Here is a 19238-nt window from a genome sequence, read left to right as displayed (position 1 = left end):
AACTAGCTCCAAGCGAAGGTCTTCGGGCTTTCGTTGTACTTAAAACTAGAGGAGGAATTTTACATGGAAAAGAAATATATTTTAGCACTGGATCAAGGAACAACGAGTTCAAGAGCGATGATTATTGACGAAGAAGGAGAAGTAATTGGCGTTGCACAAGAAGAATTTGATCAAATTTTTCCTAAACCAGGTTGGGTAGAACATAATGCTAATGAAATCTGGGCTTCGATTTTAGCTGTTATTGCAGGTGTATTGTTAAAAACAAATATTTCTTCTAAAGAAATTGCTGGGATTGGTATTACAAACCAACGTGAAACAACCGTTATTTGGGATAAAGAAAGCGGAAATCCGATTTATAATGCGATTGTTTGGCAATCTCGTCAAACAGAAGATATTTGTAAACAATTACGTAAAGATGGCTATGAAGATACCATTCGTTCTAAAACTGGTCTTTTAATTGATCCGTATTTTGCGGGTACAAAAGCTCGCTGGATTCTTGACCATGTAGATGGTGCACAAGAACGTGCTGAAAAAGGAGAACTTCTTTTCGGAACTATTGATACTTGGTTAGTTTGGAAATTAACTGGTGGTCGTGCTCATATTACCGACTATTCCAATGCTTCTCGTACACTTCTTTATAATATTTATGATTTAGAGTGGGATGATGAGCTTTTAAAAATGCTTAATATCCCGAAAGCAATGCTGCCAGAAGTTCGTCCATCCTCTGAAGTATATGCGGACACAGTGCCTTATCACTTCTTTGGTGAAGAAGTTCCGGTTGCAGGTATTGCTGGTGACCAACAAGCTGCATTATTCGGTCAAGGTTGTTTCGAAAAAGGAATGGCGAAAAATACGTACGGGACTGGTTGCTTCTTGCTAATGAACACTGGGGAAAAAGCAGTTCGTTCTGAAAACGGCTTATTAACAACACTTGCTTGGGGAATTGATGGTAAAGTAGAATATGCACTTGAAGGTAGTATTTTCGTTGCTGGTTCCGCTATTCAGTGGTTACGTGACGGTTTACGAATGGTTCGTCAATCAAGCGACTCTGAAAACTATGCAAGTCGTATTGAATCAAGTGACGGTGTATATGTTGTACCAGCTTTCGTTGGTTTAGGCGCACCTTACTGGGATTCAGATGTTCGTGGGGCTGTATTTGGCTTAACTCGTGGTACGGAAAAAGAACAATTTATCCGTGCAACTTTGGAATCTCTAGCCTATCAAACAAGAGACGTACTTTATGCAATGGAACAAGATTCCGGAATTAGCTTAAAAACGTTACGTGTTGATGGCGGAGCTTCTGCTAATAATTTCTTAATGCAATTCCAATCTGATATTCTAGGCGTTCCTGTAGAGCGTCCAGAAAACAAAGAAACAACCGTGCTAGGTGCGGCGTTCTTGGCGGGACTTGCAGTAGGTGTTTGGAAAGATAAAAATGAAATTAAAAAACATTGGAAACTGGACAAACGTTTTGAAGTAGAAATGAAAGAAGAACAAAGAGAAGATTTATATGAAGGCTGGCATAAAGCTGTTAAAGCGGCACAAGCTTTTAAATAAATTCTAAAAGATGCGTCAAATGTGTAAAAGCATTTGACGCATTTTTGCTATGTAAAACAAATAAATATCTGGAAATAGAAATAAATATAGTGACAGATGTATAGTTTGTTCGTTATAATGAAAGATAAGACTTTTAAGGAACGGGAGAATATAAAAATTATGTTTGTAGATCAGGTTAAGATATATGTAAAAGCTGGTAATGGTGGGGACGGTATGGTAGCATTCCGTCGCGAAAAATTTGTACCAAACGGTGGTCCTGCTGGCGGTGACGGTGGTAAAGGAGCAGACGTTGTATTTGTTGTAGATGAAGGTCTGCGTACATTGGTGGATTTCCGCTTTAAACGAATCTTTAAAGCAGAGCACGGCGAACATGGCATGAGTAAAAGTATGCATGGACGCGGTGCAGAAGATTTAGTAGTCAAAGTACCACAAGGAACAATTGTAAAAGATATTGATACTGGCGAGATTATTGCTGATTTAGTAGCACATGGTCAACGTGCAGTTATTGCAAAAGCAGGACGTGGCGGACGTGGTAATAAACGTTTTGCAACGCCAGCCAATCCAGCTCCAGAACTCTCTGAAAACGGTGAGCCTGGACAAGAACGAAATGTACAATTAGAACTTAAAGTATTAGCAGATGTTGGTTTAGTTGGTTTCCCAAGTGTTGGTAAATCAACCTTATTATCTGTTGTTTCTGCTGCGAGACCAAAAATTGCCGCATATCACTTTACAACGATTGTTCCTAACTTAGGAATGGTTGATGCTGGAGATGGTCGTAGCTTTGTTATGGCTGACTTGCCGGGATTAATTGAAGGGGCTAGCCAAGGTGTTGGTTTAGGTCATCAATTCTTACGTCATATCGAAAGAACACGTGTTATCGTGCACGTCATCGACATGTCGGGCTCAGAAGGACGCGTACCATATGAAGACTATATGGCCATTAATAACGAATTAGAACAATATAACTTGCGCTTAATGGAACGTCCACAAATTATCGTAGCTAATAAAATGGATATGCCAGATGCGGAAGAAAATTTAAACGAATTTAAAACTAAAATCGCTGAAGATATTCCTGTCTTCCCAATTTCTGCAGTAACAAAAACAGGCCTACGCGAATTACTTCTTGCTATTGCTGATAAATTAGAAACAACACCAGAATTTCCACTTAATGAAATTTTGGAGCAAGAAGACGAAGATACAGTTCTTTACAAATATGTTGCTGAGGAACCTGACTTCGAGATTTCTAGAGAACCAGATGGTACTTTTGTGTTAAGTGGAGCGAAAATCGAACGCTTATTTACGATGACAAACTTCGAGCGTGATGCTTCTATTAGCCGTTTTGCTCGTCAGCTTCGTGCAATGGGTGTCGATGAGGCGCTTAGAAAACGTGGTGCCAAAGACGGCGATATCGTTCGCTTGCTTGATTATGAATTTGAATTTATGGATTAAACAAAGTGCTGCGCCAATCATTTGGCGCACGCTTTTTTCCTAGCTATGAAAAAAGGAGAGTTGAAAATGAAAATTGCTTATTTAGGTCCAGCAGCATCTTTTACCCATTCGGCAGCAGCAAAGGCTTTTCCAAAAGAAGAGATGATAGCTAAGAGTACAATTCCGGATTGTATTATGGCAATTGAAAAGGAAGACGTGGATGTGGCTGTTGTTCCAATTGAAAATACGATTGAAGGAAGCGTCAATATCACGCTGGACTACTTATTTCATTTTTCAAGTGTCCCTGTAGTAGCAGAGATTGTTCTACCAATTGCGCAACATTTAATGGTTCATCCCGCGCATGTATCCGCTTGGAAATCTGTGCAAAAGGTAATGTCTCACCCACAAGCGCTTGCCCAGTGCCATACATTTCTTCAGGCAGAATTATACGGAGTGGAGCGTGAAGTTACACCTTCAACTGCCTATGCTGCAAAATGGGTTAGCAATAATCCGACTGAACTTGTGGCAGCTATTGCACCACGAATGGCAGCAAATGAGTACGGGCTTGAAATCGTCAAAGAAAATGCGCAAGACTTGGAATTAAATCAAACAAGATTTTTTGTTTTAAGTCGTAAGCCTGTTTCGATTTTATTACCAAAAGAAGAAGAAAAAACTTCTATTTCTGTTATTTTGCCTAATAACATGCCAGGAGCGCTACATAAAGTCTTGTCAACATTTGCATGGCGCGATATAGATTTAAGTAAAATTGAATCAAGACCACTTAAAACCTCGTTAGGGGAGTACTTTTTCTTGATTGATGTGCTTTCAGAAGGAAAAGAAGTGCTAGTTACCAATGCGCTTGATGAAATTACACTTTTAGGTGGAACGGCAAATAAACTTGGCACTTATCACGTTCACCGCTTACAAACGAATTAAATAAAGAGTTATCGCAATTTTTTGCGGTAACTTTTTTATTGCGAATCCTCATTTTTTGCGTTAGAATTTGTAGGAGAAAAGCTTTACTAAATCTAAAAGGAGTGAAATATATGTCAGGACATTCAAAATGGAATAATATTCAAGGTAGAAAAAATGCACAAGATTCCAAGCGTTCCAAAGTATTCCAAAAATTAGCGAGAGAAATTTTTGTTGCAGCAAAAAAAGGTCCTGATCCGAGTTTAAACCCTTCGCTCCGATTAGTTATGGATAAAGCAAAAGCAGTCAACATGCCAAATGATAATATTAAACGTGCTATTGATAAAGCTTCTGGTAATACGAGTGGTGAAAACTACGATGAAGTAACGTATGAAGGGTATGCGCCTTGTGGAATTGCTGTATTAGTCCACGCGCTTACGGATAATAAGAATCGCACAAGTACCAATGTCCGTGTAGCATTTAATAAGAATGGTGGAAGCCTTGGTGAAACCGGAAGTGTTAGCTATATGTTTGATCGTAAAGGTTATCTTGTTATTTTACGCGAAGGTTTAACCGTAGACGAAGAGGAATTTATGCTGGAGGCTATTGAAGCGGGTGCGGATGACGTGGAAGTAAGCGAGGATGTATTTGAAATTTTTACTGATCCGGCTACTTTTTCAGAAGTGAAAGAGGCTTTGCAAGAAGCGGGGTATACTTTTGCTACTGCTGAATTATCCATGTTTCCAACGGTTTATAATGAAATAGCAGAAAACAATCAAACACAATTTGATAAAATGTTAGAGGCACTAGAAGATGATGATGACGTGCAAGAAGTTTATACGAACGCAGAGATTAATTAAGTCAACACACCCCTTTTTCGGACAATTTGAATAGGGGTGTTTTATATGAATCACTAGGAGGAAGAAAATATGAAACCGCGTAAAGTAATGATAATTGGAGCTGGGAATGTAGGAACAGCTGCAGCACACGCATTTGTTAATCAAAAATTTGTGGAAGAGTTAATTCTCGTAGATTTAAATAAAGAACGCGTAGAAGGAAATCGGAAAGACTTGGCTGATGCCGCTGCATTTATGCCCGGGAAAATGGATATTACAGTTCGTGACGCGAGCGATTGCGCAGATGTAGATATCGCTGTAATCACTGTAACTGCAGGACCTTTAAAAGAAGGACAAACTCGTTTAGACGAATTGAGAAGTACTTCACGAATCGTTTCAGGCATTGTGCCTGAGATGATGAAAGGCGGGTTTAATGGTATTTTCTTAATCGCGACGAATCCGTGTGACATCATCACATACCAGGTTTGGAAATTGTCCGGTTTACCAAGAGAACGGGTACTCGGAACGGGGGTATGGCTTGATACAACAAGGTTACGCCGTTTACTCGCGGAAAAACTAGATATCGCTGCTCAAAGTATCGATGCTTTTATCCTAGGAGAACATGGCGATTCTCAGTTCCCAGTCTGGTCACATTCATCTATTTATGGTAAACCGGTAAATGAATATAGTTTGGAAAAATTAGGCGAGTCACTGGATTTGAAACAAATTGGTGAAACTGCTCGTGATACTGGTTTTGAAATTTATCACCAAAAAGGATGCACAGAATATGGCATAGGTGGTACGATTGTTGAGATTTGTCGTCATATTTTTAGTGGTAGCCAGCGCGCTTTGACGGTATCTTGTGTACTTGATGGCGAATACGGAGAAAGCGGTCTAGCCATCGGAGTACCAGCTGTTTTAAGTCAAAATGGTGTAAAGGAAATCATCTCTTTAAAATTAGATGAACAAGAAGAACAAGCTTTTGCGAATTCAGTATCTGTCATTAAAAAAAGTATAGCTTCTATTTAAGGCGTCAATAATATTATTATGTAAACTAAGAGAGCTTTCCTTTTATGAACAAAAACTAGTACAGATGTTCCATTTTATGCTATCATATAATGTATGACGTGAAATGAAGAGAGGACGAATAAATTGTACGATTACATAAAAGGAACCGTTACGACGATTACACCCGAATATATTGTTGTTGAGGCAGGACAAATCGGCTATCAAATAATTACAGGGAACCCGTTTTCCTTTCAACGACTAGAAGGTACAGAAGCGCAAGTCTTTTTGTATCAGCATGTGAGAGAGGATAATATTTCTTTATTTGGTTTTCAAACAACAGAAGAACGTTATTTATTCAAAAAATTATTGAGTGTTTCGGGCATTGGACCAAAAAGCGCACTAGCCATTATTGCTTCAGGCGATGTCGTTCCACTAATTTCAGCGATTGAATCCGAAGACGATGTTTATTTAACCAAATTTCCGAGTGTCGGTAAAAAAACAGCTCGCCAAATTATTCTTGATTTAAAAGGAAAACTGGCTGATGTTGTTGCGAGCGAAATTGTTTATGTTGCCCCAGAAAACGATATGGTTGCGGGACTTTCCCCGCAATTAGAAGAGGCCGTATTAGCTTTAGAAGCGCTCGGTTATAGCACGCGAGAACTTAAAAAAGTAATACCAAAATTGGCTAAAGAAGCTGACTTAACAAGCGACGCATATATCAAGCTAGCGCTACAATTAATGACAAAATAGAGAGGAGCTTGTGGCATGGATGAACGAATTATTTCAAGTGAAACAGTAGACGCAGAAGAAGTATCTTTTGAAACTAGTTTGCGGCCACAGAACCTTTCACAATATATTGGGCAAGATAAAGTAAAGAATAATTTAACTGTCTTTATAGAAGCTGCCACACTCCGAAATGAAGCACTGGATCATGTGCTTTTATATGGCCCTCCAGGACTTGGTAAAACAACGCTTGCGATGGTCATTGCATCAGAAATGGGTAGCCAAATTAAAACAACGAGTGGACCAGCTATTGAACGTCCAGGCGACTTGGCGACAATTTTGACAAGCCTTGAGCCAGGGGATGTTTTATTTATTGATGAAATCCATCGTTTATCAAGAGCGATTGAAGAGATTTTATATCCGGCAATGGAAGATTATTGTTTGGATATTGTGATTGGAACAGGTCCAACTGCGCGCTCGGTTCGTTTAGATTTACCACCATTTACTTTGATAGGAGCGACGACACGAGCTGGACTTTTATCAGCGCCCCTTAGAGATCGTTTTGGCGTAATTGATCATTTAGAATTTTATACAGAAGAGCAGTTGACCGAAATTGTCCTCAGAACTTCCAATATTTTAGATACAAAAATTGATGATCTCGGTGCGCGTGAAATAGCTAGACGCTCAAGAGGAACCCCGCGGATTGCCAATCGTTTATTAAAACGGGTTCGTGATTTTGCGCAAGTTCGAGGAAATGGAACGGTAACCGAAAAGCTAGCGAAAGAAGCGCTTACTTTGCTTCAAGTAGATCCAAGAGGATTAGATACCATTGACCAAAAATTACTCCATACAATTATCCAATCGTTTAGAGGCGGTCCAGTTGGTCTGGATACAATCGCTGCAAGTATTGGAGAAGAACGAGAAACCATTGAAGATATGCAAGAACCATATTTACTACAAATCGGTTTTCTACAAAGAACGCCACGAGGAAGAATCGTAACTGAAACGGCGTATAACCATTTAGGAATAAGTTATGAAAAAGAGGTATAAAGCATGAAAGTAGAAGATTTCGATTTTGATTTACCAGAAGAATTAATCGCACAAACCCCACTATTAGACCGGACTTCAAGCCGACTAATGGTGCTTGATAAAGAGTCAGGTGACATAAAAGACCAACATTTCACTGATATTATCAGCTATTTAAACGAAGGGGACGCACTAGTGTTAAATGATACACGCGTCCTCCCAGCAAGGCTGCATGGTATTAAAGATGAAACTGGCGCACACATTGAAGTGCTCCTTTTGAAACAAAAAGAAGGCAATGCATGGGAAACTTTAGTAAAACCTGCTAAAAGAATTCGAAAAGGTGCAACCATTACTTTTGGTGATGGCGCTTTAAAAGCGACTTGCTTGGAAGAGCTTGAGCATGGTGGTCGGATTTTAGAATTTTCTTATGAAGGCATTTTTTATGAGGTATTGGAGCAACTTGGCGAAATGCCACTTCCTCCATACATTAAAGAACAACTGGCTGACCAAGATCGTTATCAAACCGTTTATGCGAAAGAAAATGGTTCAGCTGCTGCGCCGACTGCGGGTCTTCATTTTACCGAAGATTTACTGGAACAAATTAGCGCAAAGGGTGTAGAAATTATTTTCGTGACACTTCATGTGGGGCTCGGAACATTCCGCCCAGTGGACGTAGAAGATACTACCAATCATAAAATGCATTCTGAATTTTATCGTTTAACTGAAGAATCTGCTGAGCGAATTAATAAAATCAAAGCACAAGGCGGAAAAGTTGTTGCAGTTGGAACGACTTCTATCCGAACATTAGAAACAATTGCGAGTCGTCATGACGGCAAACTAGTGGCTGAATCAGGTTGGACAGAGATTTTCATTTCCCCAGGATATACTTTTCAGGCAGTAGATGCACTAATAACGAATTTCCATTTACCGAAGTCGACATTAATTATGCTTGTGTCTGCTTTATCAGACCGCACGAAAATTTTAGCAGCCTATAATCATGCTGTAGAAGAACAATATCGCTTCTTTAGTTTTGGCGATGCAATGTTTATTCATTAAATTGCGAAAAAATTAATAGAAAAGCTTGTTTTCATTGGTAATTTTCGTTATGCTAGTGAATAGAGTAAATAAGAAAGAGGTAACACATGTCCGCCATTCGTTATGAACTAATTAAAACAGATAAACAAACAGGTGCTCGTCTTGGTAAAATCCATACACCGCACGGCACATTTGATACACCTATGTTTATGCCAGTTGGCACGCTTGCGACGGTAAAAACAATGTCACCCGAAGAATTAAAAGCCATGGGTGCAGGTATTATTTTAAGCAATACGTATCATTTATGGTTGCGTCCCGGAGAAGAACTTATTCGAGAAGCGGGCGGACTACATAAATTTATGAACTGGGATCAACCAATCTTAACGGATTCAGGTGGTTTTCAGGTGTTTAGTTTGAGTAAAATGCGTGATATCAAAGAAGAAGGCGTTCATTTCCGGAACCATTTAAACGGGGACAAACTTTTCTTATCACCAGAAAAAGCGATTCAAATTCAAAATGCACTTGGTTCGGATATTATGATGAGTTTTGACGAATGTCCACCATATCCAGCGTCGCATGAATATATGAAAAAATCAGTAGAAAGAACATCTCGCTGGGCTGAACGCGGCTTAAAAGCGCACGTTAGACCAGAAGACCAAGGTTTGTTCGGTATCGTCCAAGGTGGAGCTTACGAAGATTTACGTGCGCAAAGTGCGAAAGATCTCGTTTCGCTTGATTTTCCTGGTTATTCCATCGGCGGCTTATCAGTAGGGGAACCAAAAGATGTCATGAACCGCGTTTTGGAACACACGACACCGCTGTTACCAGCGAACAAACCACGCTATTTAATGGGTGTAGGTTCGCCTGACTCATTGATTGATGGCGTGATTCGAGGAGTGGACATGTTTGACTGTGTTCTTCCCACACGTATTGCACGAAATGGTACTTGTATGACATCTAGTGGTCGCTTAGTTATTAAAAACGCTAAGTTCACACACGATTTCCGTCCAATTGATGAAAATTGTGATTGTTATACATGTAAAAATTACTCGCGTGCATACATCCGACACTTGATTCGTTGTGAAGAAACATTTGGAATTCGACTTACAACTTATCATAATCTTCATTTTCTGTTAAACTTAATGAAGCAAGTTCGTGGCGCTATTATGGAAGATCGTCTTGCTGATTTTAGGGAAGAATTTTTTGAGCAATATGGATTCAATCGTCCTGATGCAAAAAATTTCTAAATATATATAAAGTATCGAAAGGAGTTGGAAAATATGGGCGGTATTGTAACATTTATACCAATTATCTTGATGATCGTTTTGTTTTACTTCTTATTAATCAGACCTCAACAAAAACGTCAAAAAGAAGTACAAAATATGCAAAGTAGTTTAGCAAAAGGTGATAAAATTATTACTATTGGTGGACTTCACGGTATTGTTGAAGCAATTGAAGATGGCACAGTCATTTTGAAATGTGGAAACAGCAAATTAACTTTTGACCGTAACGCAATCAGAACTGTACTTGAAAAAGGTAATGCGGTTTCTAATCCAGTTGTAGCAGAAACAACTTCTGATGACACTGAAGTTGTAGAAGACAACAAATAATACTTGAAATAAAAATGCCATTTCCCTTTAAACGGTGAAATGGTATTTTTTAACCATAAAAATAGAGCTTATACTTCCCATTTAAGCTTTTTTTAGATAAAATGGGAATATGCTTATTGTTTAAGAAAGGGGAAGACTTGATATGGATAGATTTTCGGAATGGTATGAAGATTTAGCGCCAGCGATTTCAATAAAAGTAGAAGATTTTCATATTTTAGGTTACCGAGAAATCAAGGCAAGCCACATTTGGGCATTTTTAACAGAGGAAAAGTGGAAGAATGGACCAACCCCTGCTTTGCATGAACGTATAAATGATGTCATGCAAATGAAAATTGGACAATTAATGCAATTTATTATGACAACAGCTGAACAAGAATCTAATAACCATGTTTCTCAAGCAGATAGTATGCTTCAACCAAATGTGGAAGATTAACAGCCTGTTAGCAAATGCTTGGGTTCCATACATAAAATAGAAGTATTTGTTGTTAGACTGGGATTTGTTATGGTTTAGATGAGGGAGGAACGAAACAGAAATGGTAAAAAAGAGTAAGATAGTTATTTTCTTTCTAGTAGTTGCAATTATCTTTGGTGCTGTATTTGGTACCGCAAAAATGGTTATGCAAAACATCAACTTAGGCTTGGATCTTCAAGGGGGATTCGAAGTTCTATATGAAGTGTCACCAGCTGACGGCAAAGGGACTGTGTCGAAACAAACGTTGACAGATACAGTAACTTCACTCGATAAGCGTGTTAATTCATTAGGTGTAGCTGAACCGAGTATTCAAATCGAAGGAAATAACCGTATCCGTGTTCAACTTGCTGGAGTAACTGACCAAGCAGAAGCACGTAAAATGCTATCGACCACAGCCCAATTATCATTTAGAGATGCAAATGACAAAATGATGATGAATGGTAGTGACTTGGTTGCAGGCGGTGCTAAACAAGCTTTTGATTCAAGCAATAATCCAATCGTTACATTAAAACTAAAAAGCGCAGACAAATTTGCTAGTGTAACAAAAACAATACTAGCAGAAGCGCCTGACAATCAATTAGTTATTTGGTTAGATTGGAAAGAAGGACAAAAGTACAAAACAGAACGCGAAAAGAAAGACCCGGCTTACTTATCAGCACCAAACGTAAGTAGCGTATTAGATACAGATAAAGTAGAGATTTCCGGAAGCTTCACAACGGAAGAAGCAAAAGATTTAGCTGAATTGCTAAACTCTGGGGCACTTCCTGTGAAAATGAAAGAGGTTTACTCTACATCTGTTGGCGCTCAATTTGGTCAAGATGCATTACAAGAAACTATTTTAGCTGGTATTATTGGGGTTATTGCTATCTTTATTTTCATGATGGCTGTTTACCGTTTACCAGGTGTTATTGCTTCTATCACTTTAGTTGCATACACTTATTTAGTACTATTAATACTGAGTCTACTTAACGCAACACTTACTTTGCCAGGGATTGCAGGTTTGATTCTGGGGATAGGTATGGCTGTTGACGCGAACGTAATAACCTACGAGCGAATAAAAGAAGAAATCAAGGTTGGTAGGTCGACGAAAGCTGCTTTTGAAGTCGGCGGTAAAGAAGCATTCCGTGCGATTTTAGATGGTAATTTGACGACACTTATCGTAGCTGCGGTTCTCTTCTACTTTGGAACAAGCTCCATCAAAGGTTTTGCTACAGTACTAATCATTAGTATTTTAGTTAGCTTCTTGACAGCGGTTTGGGGATCAAGATTCTTATTAGGCTTATTAGTGAAAAGTAATTGGCTTAACAATAAACCAGGATTCTTTGCAGTTAAACGAAAAGATATCCATAATTTACATGAGGGCATTAATAGCTTTAGCTTAAAAACACACTTTGACCGATTTGATTTTGTAAAACATCATCGTCTGTTCTTATCTATTTTTGCTGCAATTGTTATTGTCGGTATTGTTATTCTATCCATATTTAGACTAAATCTAGGTATTGACTTTGCCAGTGGGACACGAGCGGAAGTGACAGCTAATCAAACACTGACAGAAACGCAAATTAAGAAAGATTTAGATACGATTGATATGCCATCAGATGATATTGTTTTCCAAGGATCAGGTTCTAAAACAGCCGTTGTTTCTTATAAAGGTACATTATCGCAAAATGACGTAGCTAAATTTAAAAATTACTTTGAGGACAAATATAAGCACGAACCAAGCATTAGTACTGTTTCACCAACTGTCGGGAAAGAACTTGCCAAAAATGGCTTCTGGGCACTCGGTGTGGCGTCTGTGTTGATTGTACTTTATATTGCGGTCCGGTTTGAATTTTATATGGGTATTGCAGCGATTCTTTCCTTACTATTCGACGCATTTATCATCTTCATATTCTTCAGTGTAACAAGGCTGGAGGTTGACTTAACCTTCATTGCCGCAGTGCTGACGGTTATCGGTTATTCCATTAATGACACGATAGTCACCGCCGACCGGATACGAGATATTAGTATGAAGATGCAACGTTTCAAAACGAAAGAAGAAATTGCGGATGCTGTTAATAAAGCATTACGACAAACATTCACTCGTTCTATTAACACCATTTTAACGGTTATTTTCACCGTACTTGCACTTGTACTATTTGGTAGTGAGTCTATTCTGAACTTCTCCATCGCCTTACTTGTTGGACTGGTTTCCAGTGTATTCTCCTCCATCTTTATGGCGATGCAATTATGGTACGTATTTAAAGCAAGACAACTTCGTAAAAAAGGACCAATTAGCACAGTTAAAAAGAAAAAACCACGTAATAACGGACAACCTGTCGTATAAAAACGAACGGCCGAATTTCATAAAAAGAGATTCGGTCGTTTTTAATAGGACAGAAACGGGTACAGAATAAGATAATCGTGCAAGGAGGAGAAAACATGAAAGAAAATAAAGTACAGTGGCAAGTAATTGCGGGGATTATTTTAGCACTCATTATTGCGATTTTTGCAGTTATTAATGTAGATCCAGTTGAAGTAAACTTTTTATTTGCTCAAGCAGAGTGGCCATTAATATTAATTATTTTAGGCTCTGTTCTTTGCGGTTGTTTGATTATCTTTTTCTTAAATATCGCGAAATCTCGTGGAATGAAGAAAAAAGTAAAACAATTAACCACCGAAAAAGCAGAATTGGAACGTCAACTAGCAGCTGCCAAAGCAATGAAAACTCATTCATCTAAAGTAGAAAAACGTGATACAGAAAATGCGGTAGACACAACTAAATAAAAAATGGGACGCTGACAAAATATGTTGGCGTTTTTTTATTGGAAGATTCCTCTTGGTTTTTCTAGTGATTTTCGATATAATAGGAAGGTTGAGAGGTGGGGTAATGTGATTCATTCAAAATACTTATGGAATATCGAGGAAGCGGCGGAAGATAAAGCAAGTCAATTAGCAGAACAGCTAAAAATCTCGCTTCCACTTGCAAAACTACTTTGGAAAAGAAAAATTACAACGCAAGGACAATTCGATAAATTTTTCCACCCAGAAAAATATGAAAGCTATGACCCGTTTTTATTCGCAGAGATGGATCTTGCGGTTGCTAGAATTAAGCAAGCGATAGAACGAAATGAGCAGATTTTAGTTTATGGAGATTATGATGCAGATGGGGTTACTAGTATTGCAGTTTTAATGAAAACATTGCGGCATTTAGGAGCCGATGCTGATTTTTATATTCCTAATCGCTTTACGGAAGGTTATGGCCCGAATATTGCCGCTTTTGATATGGCTAAAAACCAAGGAACAGATTTAATTATTACGGTTGATAATGGTATTGCGGCGCTTGAAGTAATGGCTCATGCCAAAGAGATTGGTTTAGATGTTATTGTTACGGATCACCATGAACCGCGTGAGATTATGCCAGAAGCTGTGGCTGTTATCCACCCAAAGCATCCTAAATCAGCTTATCCGTTTGATGAACTAGCGGGTGTGGGTGTTGCTTACAAATTATCGCACGCTTTACTTGGAGAAGAGCCAAAAGAACTGCTCGATTTAGTTGCAGTTGGGACTGTGGCAGATTTAGTTTCTTTAACAGATGAAAATCGCTTACTTGTTCAACTGGGATTGCGTCAATTACGCGAATCCGCCAACCTTGGACTGGCTGTGCTAGCTAAAAAAGCTAGTTTGAAATTAGAAGAGGCTACGGAAGAAACGATTGGCTTTGGTTTGGCACCACGACTGAATGCAGTTGGTCGATTAGGCCCAGCAGATCCAGCGGCTGATTTACTTTTAACGGAAGATCCAGAAGAGGCACTTTTCTTAGCGGAAGAAATCGATGATGCGAATAAGGAACGGAAACAAATAGTTGTTGATACAACAAAGCTCGCGATGGAGGCAATTGAGGCAAAAGACACTTTAGGAAATGTGCTCGTTGTTTACGGTGAGGGGTGGAATACCGGAATCCTTGGAATTGTTGCTTCTAAATTAGTTGGAACATATTCTCGACCGGCAATTGTGTTGGGGATTGATCCTGTAACTGGAATTGCTAAAGGGTCTGGTCGAAGTGTGGACGCGTTTCATTTATATCAAGCGCTTGATAAACATCGTGATTTAATGATGGCCTTCGGTGGGCATCCAATGGCTGCAGGCCTTACATTGCCAGCCGAAAACCTAACTGAATTAGAAGCTAAATTACAAGAAGAAGCGAGTTATCTTTCAGAAGAAGATTTTCGCCCGGCCTTGAAAATAGAAGAAAAAATTAAGCTTGCTGATGTTTCGGTGGCCTTTATTGCTCAACTTGAAAAATTAGCGCCTTTTGGGATGGATAATCCTAAACCGATTTTCTTGTTAGAAAACATGCATTTAAAAGGAACGAAAAGAATTGGGGCAGATAAAACCCATTTAAAAACAATGCTCGCCACAGAGGAAAATGATGCCACTTTAGACTCTATTGGATTTGGCGTAGGAGATTTGGTAGATAAAATTTCTCCGACAGCAGCCGTGGATGTGGTTGGAGAATTGTCCATCAATGAATGGAACAATGTGAAAAAACCGCAACTACGAATGATGGATATTCACATTTCGCACTGGCAACTCTTTGATGTACGTAATAAATCAGAGTGGGCTAGGATACTCCAAGAACAAACAGAATCAAGAGTTTTCGTTTGTTTTGAAGAAAGAACGATTGGTACGCTTGGAGAACAAAACTATATTTTGGTGAATGAAAAAGCTGATTTTGTGGCAGATTTCCAGACAGAAGAACTTGTTTTCGCAGATATGCCAACGAATATCGAATTAGTTGAAACGATTGTTCGCGAAACGAAACCAGAGCGTATTTTTGTCCATTTTGATGCAGCAGAAGGTAATCAAATCCCGGCAATACCAGACCGGTTAGCTTTTGCAGAATTATATAGTCTCATTAAAAAATTCCAACCATTTCCAATCGAAAAGTACACACCACGGCTAATGCAAAAATTTGGTTGGAATAAAGAGCAAATAGATTTCATGTCAAAGGTGTTTTTTGATTTAGAATTTGCTAAAATGGATAGTGGTCAGATTATTATCAATGAAGTTGTTGAAAAACGTAATCTGGACGAGTCACTTGTTTATCAACAAAAGGTAGAAGAAATAACTACAAGAAAAAAACTGTTGTACTCCAATTATACTGAGCTTCATAGTTGGATGAAATCAATGATGGAAACATCAATTTACCCGAATGCGGAGGAACTAGAAAATGGAAATTAAAGATTTACAAGATTATGTAGCGATTGTGAACGATTGGCCGAAAAAAGGAATTGTGTTTAAAGACATCACGCCCCTTATGAATGACGGAGAAGCATATCGTTTTGCTACAGATAAAATTGTTGAATACGCAAAAGAATTAAAAATTGATATTATTGTTGGGCCGGAAGCACGTGGCTTTATTATCGGCTGCCCAGTTGCTTATGCGCTAGGAATTGGTTTTGCACCTGTTCGCAAACCAGGAAAACTTCCTCGTGAAACAATCGAAATGGAATACGATTTAGAATATGGTACTAATAAATTGTCTATGCATAGCGATGCCATCAAACCGGGTCAACGCGTGCTAATTACAGATGATTTACTCGCAACTGGTGGAACAATCGAAGCGACAATTAAACTAGTGGAAGAACTAGGTGGTATTGTTGCTGGGTGTGCGTTCTTAATCGAACTAAAAGAGCTAGAAGGACACAAAAAATTAAATGGTTACGACCGTTTAATCCTTATGAAATTATAAAAAATAGACTACTCCTATTATTTTAGGGGTAGTTTTTTGATTAAAAAGCTGAAAACTGCCAGAAAATGTGAAAAATCAAGGAAAAGTGCTTTCTAAACAAAGACGGCTCATGCTATAATATTAAACAAGAATATTTTTTAGAGCACTCAGTTTTTGGGTGTTTTTAAGTTGTATATATGACATGGAGATAAGAGGGTGAATGTAAATGGCGAAAGAACAAAATCTGACAGCTGAGCAAGTCATCGATATGGCTTCTCATTATATGAATCAGGAACATCTAGCGCTTGTAAAAAAAGCGTATGAATTTGCGCGCGATTCTCATAAAGAGCAATTTCGTAAATCAGGTGAGCCGTATATTATTCATCCAATTCAAGTTGCCGGCATTTTAGTCGAATTAAAAATGGATCCATCGACCGTTGCATCTGGATTTTTACATGATGTCGTGGAAGATACACCAGTCACACTAGCGGATTTAGAAGAAGTTTTTGGCAGTGAAGTTGCCATGCTAGTAGACGGAGTAACGAAACTTGGTAAAATTAAATATAAATCACATGAAGAACAACAAGCCGAAAACCATCGGAAAATGTTCATTGCGATGGCGCAGGATATTCGCGTTATTTTAATCAAACTGGCGGACCGTTTGCACAATATGCGGACATTAAAACATTTGCCAGTGGAAAAACAACGTAGAATTGCTAATGAAACATTAGAAATTTTTGCGCCACTCGCGCACCGTTTGGGAATATCGCGAGTGAAATGGGAGCTAGAAGACACAGCACTTCGCTATTTAAATCCACAACAATATTACCGTATTGTCCACTTAATGAAGCAAAAGCGGGATGCAAGAGAACGTTACTTGCATGATGTGATTGATGGTGTAAATGAAAATTTAGATGAACTTAATATTCAAGCGGATATTTCTGGGAGACCGAAACATATTTATTCGATTTACCGGAAAATGAGTGAACAAAATAAACAATTTAACGAAATTTATGATTTACTGGCTGTTCGAATTGTCGTTAGTAGTATCAAGGATTGCTACGCTGTTCTTGGTATTATTCATACGCGCTGGAAACCGATGCCAGGTCGCTTTAAAGATTATATTGCGATGCCGAAGTCGAATATGTATCAATCGATTCACACGACGGTTATAGGGCCTCAAGGAGAACCTCTTGAAGTTCAAATTAGAACGCACGAAATGCATCAAATCGCTGAATACGGGGTTGCGGCACACTGGGCATACAAAGAAGGTAAAGTGGTCAATTCCAAAACTTCATTCGATAACAAATTAACATGGTTCCGAGAAATTTTAGAATATCAAAATGAATCGGATAATGCGGAAGAGTTTATGGAAAGCTTGAAACTCGACTTATTTTCGGATGTTGTTTACGTTTTCACTCCAAAAGGTGACGTGTACGAGTTACCAAATGGCTCTGTACCGCTTGATTTCGCCTACCGCGTCCATACCGAAATCGGAAACAAAACTATCGGTGCAAAAATTAATGGAAAAATTGTTACCCTAGATTATAAATTAAAAACGGGCGATATTATTGACATTTTAACGTCCAAACATTCTTATGGCCCAAGTCGAGACTGGCTTAAATTAGTTCAAACTTCCCAAGCTCGAAACAAAATCAAGCAATTTTTCAAACGACAAGCAAAAGAAGAGAATGTCGAAAAAGGCCGAGATTTAGTTGAGAAAGAAATTAGACAACTTGGATTTGAGCCGAAAAAAATTATGGCAGCTGAAAACCTTCGCAAATTAGCAGATAAACTAAACTTTTCGCATGAAGATGATCTGTTTGCTGCTGTTGGTTATAATGGTATTACAGCTTTACAAGTAGCTAACCGCTTAACAGAAAAACTTCGAAAAGAACGTGAACTAGAAGCAGAAACAGAGAAGTTATTAACGCAATCAGAAAATAAACCTTCGAATTCAGATGCTAACAATGAAAAACTGAAGATTAAGCATAATGCAGGAGTAGTTGTTCAAGGGGTAGGTAATCTATTAATTCGACTATCCAGATGTTGTAATCCGGTACCTGGTGATGATATCGTTGGGTATATTACAAAAGGTCGCGGGATTTCTATTCATCGTCAAGATTGCCCAAATGTTCAAGCTATCGAACCAGAGCGGCTAATCGAAGTGGACTGGGAAGATGCTGATTCACAAGCGAAAAATGACTATAATGTAGACATCGAAATATACGGTTATAATCGCAACGGACTATTAAATGATATTTTGCAAGTGATTAACAGTCTAACTTCTAATATTAATGGTGTCAATGCTAAGGTTGATAACAACAAGATGGCAACATTAGTGGTCACGCTGCAAATTCATAATATTAATCATTTACAACGAGTAGTGGATAAAATAAAACAAATCCCAGACGTATATACAGTGAGAAGATTAATGAACTAAAGGAGTGGAGAAGCGATGCGTGTACTACTACAACGGTGTTATGAAGCGTCCGTAAGTATGGAGGATGAAGTTATTAGTGAAATAGCTGGAGGGCTTTGTCTATTAGTTGGATTCACTCATACAGATACCCCCGAAACCGTGGACTATATGGCAAAAAAAATCGTGGGATTACGAATCTTTGAAGATGAATCAGAGAAGATGAATATTTCTTTAGCCGAACGAGGTGGCGCGATTCTTAGCGTTTCTCAGTTCACTTTATACGCTGATGTAAGTAGAGGGAAACGTCCAAGCTTTACAAAATCCGCTCCTGGAGAAAAAGCAGAAGCACTGTATGATTTATTTAATCAAAAACTTGCAGAAGCGGGTTTTATTGTTGAAATTGGAGTATTTGGCGCTATGATGGATGTGAAAATTGTCAATCACGGTCCAGTAACAATAATGCTCGATTCAGAGGAAATGCGTAAATAAAAAACAA

At 38.6% G+C, this 19238-nt stretch carries 17 protein-coding genes; all 17 read left to right on the top strand.

Annotated features, from left to right (window positions below):
- The first annotated feature begins 63 nt into the window (after positions 1-63).
- The 17 genes from glpK (at position 64) to dtd (ending at position 19231) form a co-directional block, all read left to right on the top strand.
- Entirely contained in the window at positions 64-1557 is a 1494-nt protein-coding gene (gene glpK / locus CKV70_RS07805) for a glycerol kinase GlpK (protein ID WP_003732584.1), read from the top strand.
- Positions 1558-1716: 159 nt separating this feature from the next.
- Entirely contained in the window at positions 1717-3006 is a 1290-nt protein-coding gene (gene obgE, locus CKV70_RS07800) for a GTPase ObgE (protein WP_003724114.1), read from the top strand.
- A gap of 66 nt (positions 3007-3072) precedes the next feature.
- Complete coding sequence (gene pheA / locus CKV70_RS07795) at positions 3073-3921, top strand: prephenate dehydratase (protein WP_003732585.1); 849 nt, start codon at positions 3073-3075, stop codon at positions 3919-3921.
- Between the two features lie 110 nt (positions 3922-4031).
- On the top strand, positions 4032-4757 hold the full coding sequence (locus CKV70_RS07790) for a YebC/PmpR family DNA-binding transcriptional regulator (RefSeq protein ID WP_014600855.1): 726 nt from the start codon (positions 4032-4034) through the stop codon (positions 4755-4757).
- A gap of 69 nt (positions 4758-4826) precedes the next feature.
- Positions 4827-5762 (top strand): L-lactate dehydrogenase, encoded by a 936-nt coding sequence (locus tag CKV70_RS07785; RefSeq protein WP_014600854.1) that lies wholly within the window; start codon positions 4827-4829, stop codon positions 5760-5762.
- A 123-nt stretch (positions 5763-5885) separates the two neighbouring features.
- A complete protein-coding gene (gene ruvA, locus CKV70_RS07780) occupies positions 5886-6491 on the top strand; it encodes a Holliday junction branch migration protein RuvA (RefSeq protein ID WP_003732588.1) in 606 nt (201 codons plus the stop codon).
- A gap of 15 nt (positions 6492-6506) precedes the next feature.
- Entirely contained in the window at positions 6507-7514 is a 1008-nt protein-coding gene (gene ruvB / locus CKV70_RS07775; protein WP_003723536.1) for a Holliday junction branch migration DNA helicase RuvB, read from the top strand.
- 3 nt (positions 7515-7517) lie between these two features.
- The gene (gene queA, locus CKV70_RS07770) at positions 7518-8546 is read left to right on the top strand and encodes a tRNA preQ1(34) S-adenosylmethionine ribosyltransferase-isomerase QueA (protein ID WP_003723535.1); all 1029 of its coding nucleotides are present in this window, start codon (positions 7518-7520) and stop codon (positions 8544-8546) included.
- A gap of 86 nt (positions 8547-8632) precedes the next feature.
- Entirely contained in the window at positions 8633-9772 is a 1140-nt protein-coding gene (gene tgt / locus CKV70_RS07765) for a tRNA guanosine(34) transglycosylase Tgt (protein WP_003723534.1), read from the top strand.
- A 33-nt stretch (positions 9773-9805) separates the two neighbouring features.
- Positions 9806-10135, top strand: a complete 330-nt coding sequence (gene yajC / locus CKV70_RS07760) for a preprotein translocase subunit YajC (protein WP_003723533.1) — start codon at positions 9806-9808, stop codon at positions 10133-10135.
- Between the two features lie 142 nt (positions 10136-10277).
- Positions 10278-10568 carry a post-transcriptional regulator gene (locus CKV70_RS07755; protein ID WP_003723532.1) on the top strand — a complete coding sequence of 97 codons (291 nt, stop codon included), beginning with the start codon at positions 10278-10280 and terminating at the stop codon, positions 10566-10568.
- A 100-nt stretch (positions 10569-10668) separates the two neighbouring features.
- Positions 10669-12933, top strand: coding sequence for a protein translocase subunit SecDF (gene secDF / locus CKV70_RS07750; RefSeq protein ID WP_003723531.1), 2265 nt, complete (start codon positions 10669-10671; stop codon positions 12931-12933).
- A 95-nt stretch (positions 12934-13028) separates the two neighbouring features.
- Complete coding sequence (locus tag CKV70_RS07745; RefSeq protein ID WP_003723530.1) at positions 13029-13373, top strand: LapA family protein; 345 nt, start codon at positions 13029-13031, stop codon at positions 13371-13373.
- A gap of 105 nt (positions 13374-13478) precedes the next feature.
- Positions 13479-15830 (top strand): single-stranded-DNA-specific exonuclease RecJ, encoded by a 2352-nt coding sequence (recJ, locus tag CKV70_RS07740; protein WP_003733816.1) that lies wholly within the window; start codon positions 13479-13481, stop codon positions 15828-15830.
- A complete protein-coding gene (locus CKV70_RS07735; protein WP_003723528.1) occupies positions 15820-16341 on the top strand; it encodes an adenine phosphoribosyltransferase in 522 nt (173 codons plus the stop codon). The genes recJ and CKV70_RS07735 overlap by 11 nt, the downstream gene beginning before the upstream one ends.
- A 205-nt stretch (positions 16342-16546) precedes the next feature.
- Entirely contained in the window at positions 16547-18763 is a 2217-nt protein-coding gene (locus tag CKV70_RS07730) for a RelA/SpoT family protein (protein ID WP_003723527.1), read from the top strand.
- A gap of 15 nt (positions 18764-18778) precedes the next feature.
- On the top strand, positions 18779-19231 hold the full coding sequence (gene dtd / locus CKV70_RS07725; RefSeq protein ID WP_014600853.1) for a D-aminoacyl-tRNA deacylase: 453 nt from the start codon (positions 18779-18781) through the stop codon (positions 19229-19231).
- Positions 19232-19238: the final 7 nt, after the last annotated feature.

The organism is Listeria monocytogenes (assembly GCF_900187225.1).
GTDB classification, from domain to species: domain Bacteria; phylum Bacillota; class Bacilli; order Lactobacillales; family Listeriaceae; genus Listeria; species Listeria monocytogenes.
The sequence above is the reverse complement of the archived record's forward strand: the minus strand, read 5'-3'. Positions and strand labels throughout refer to the sequence as shown.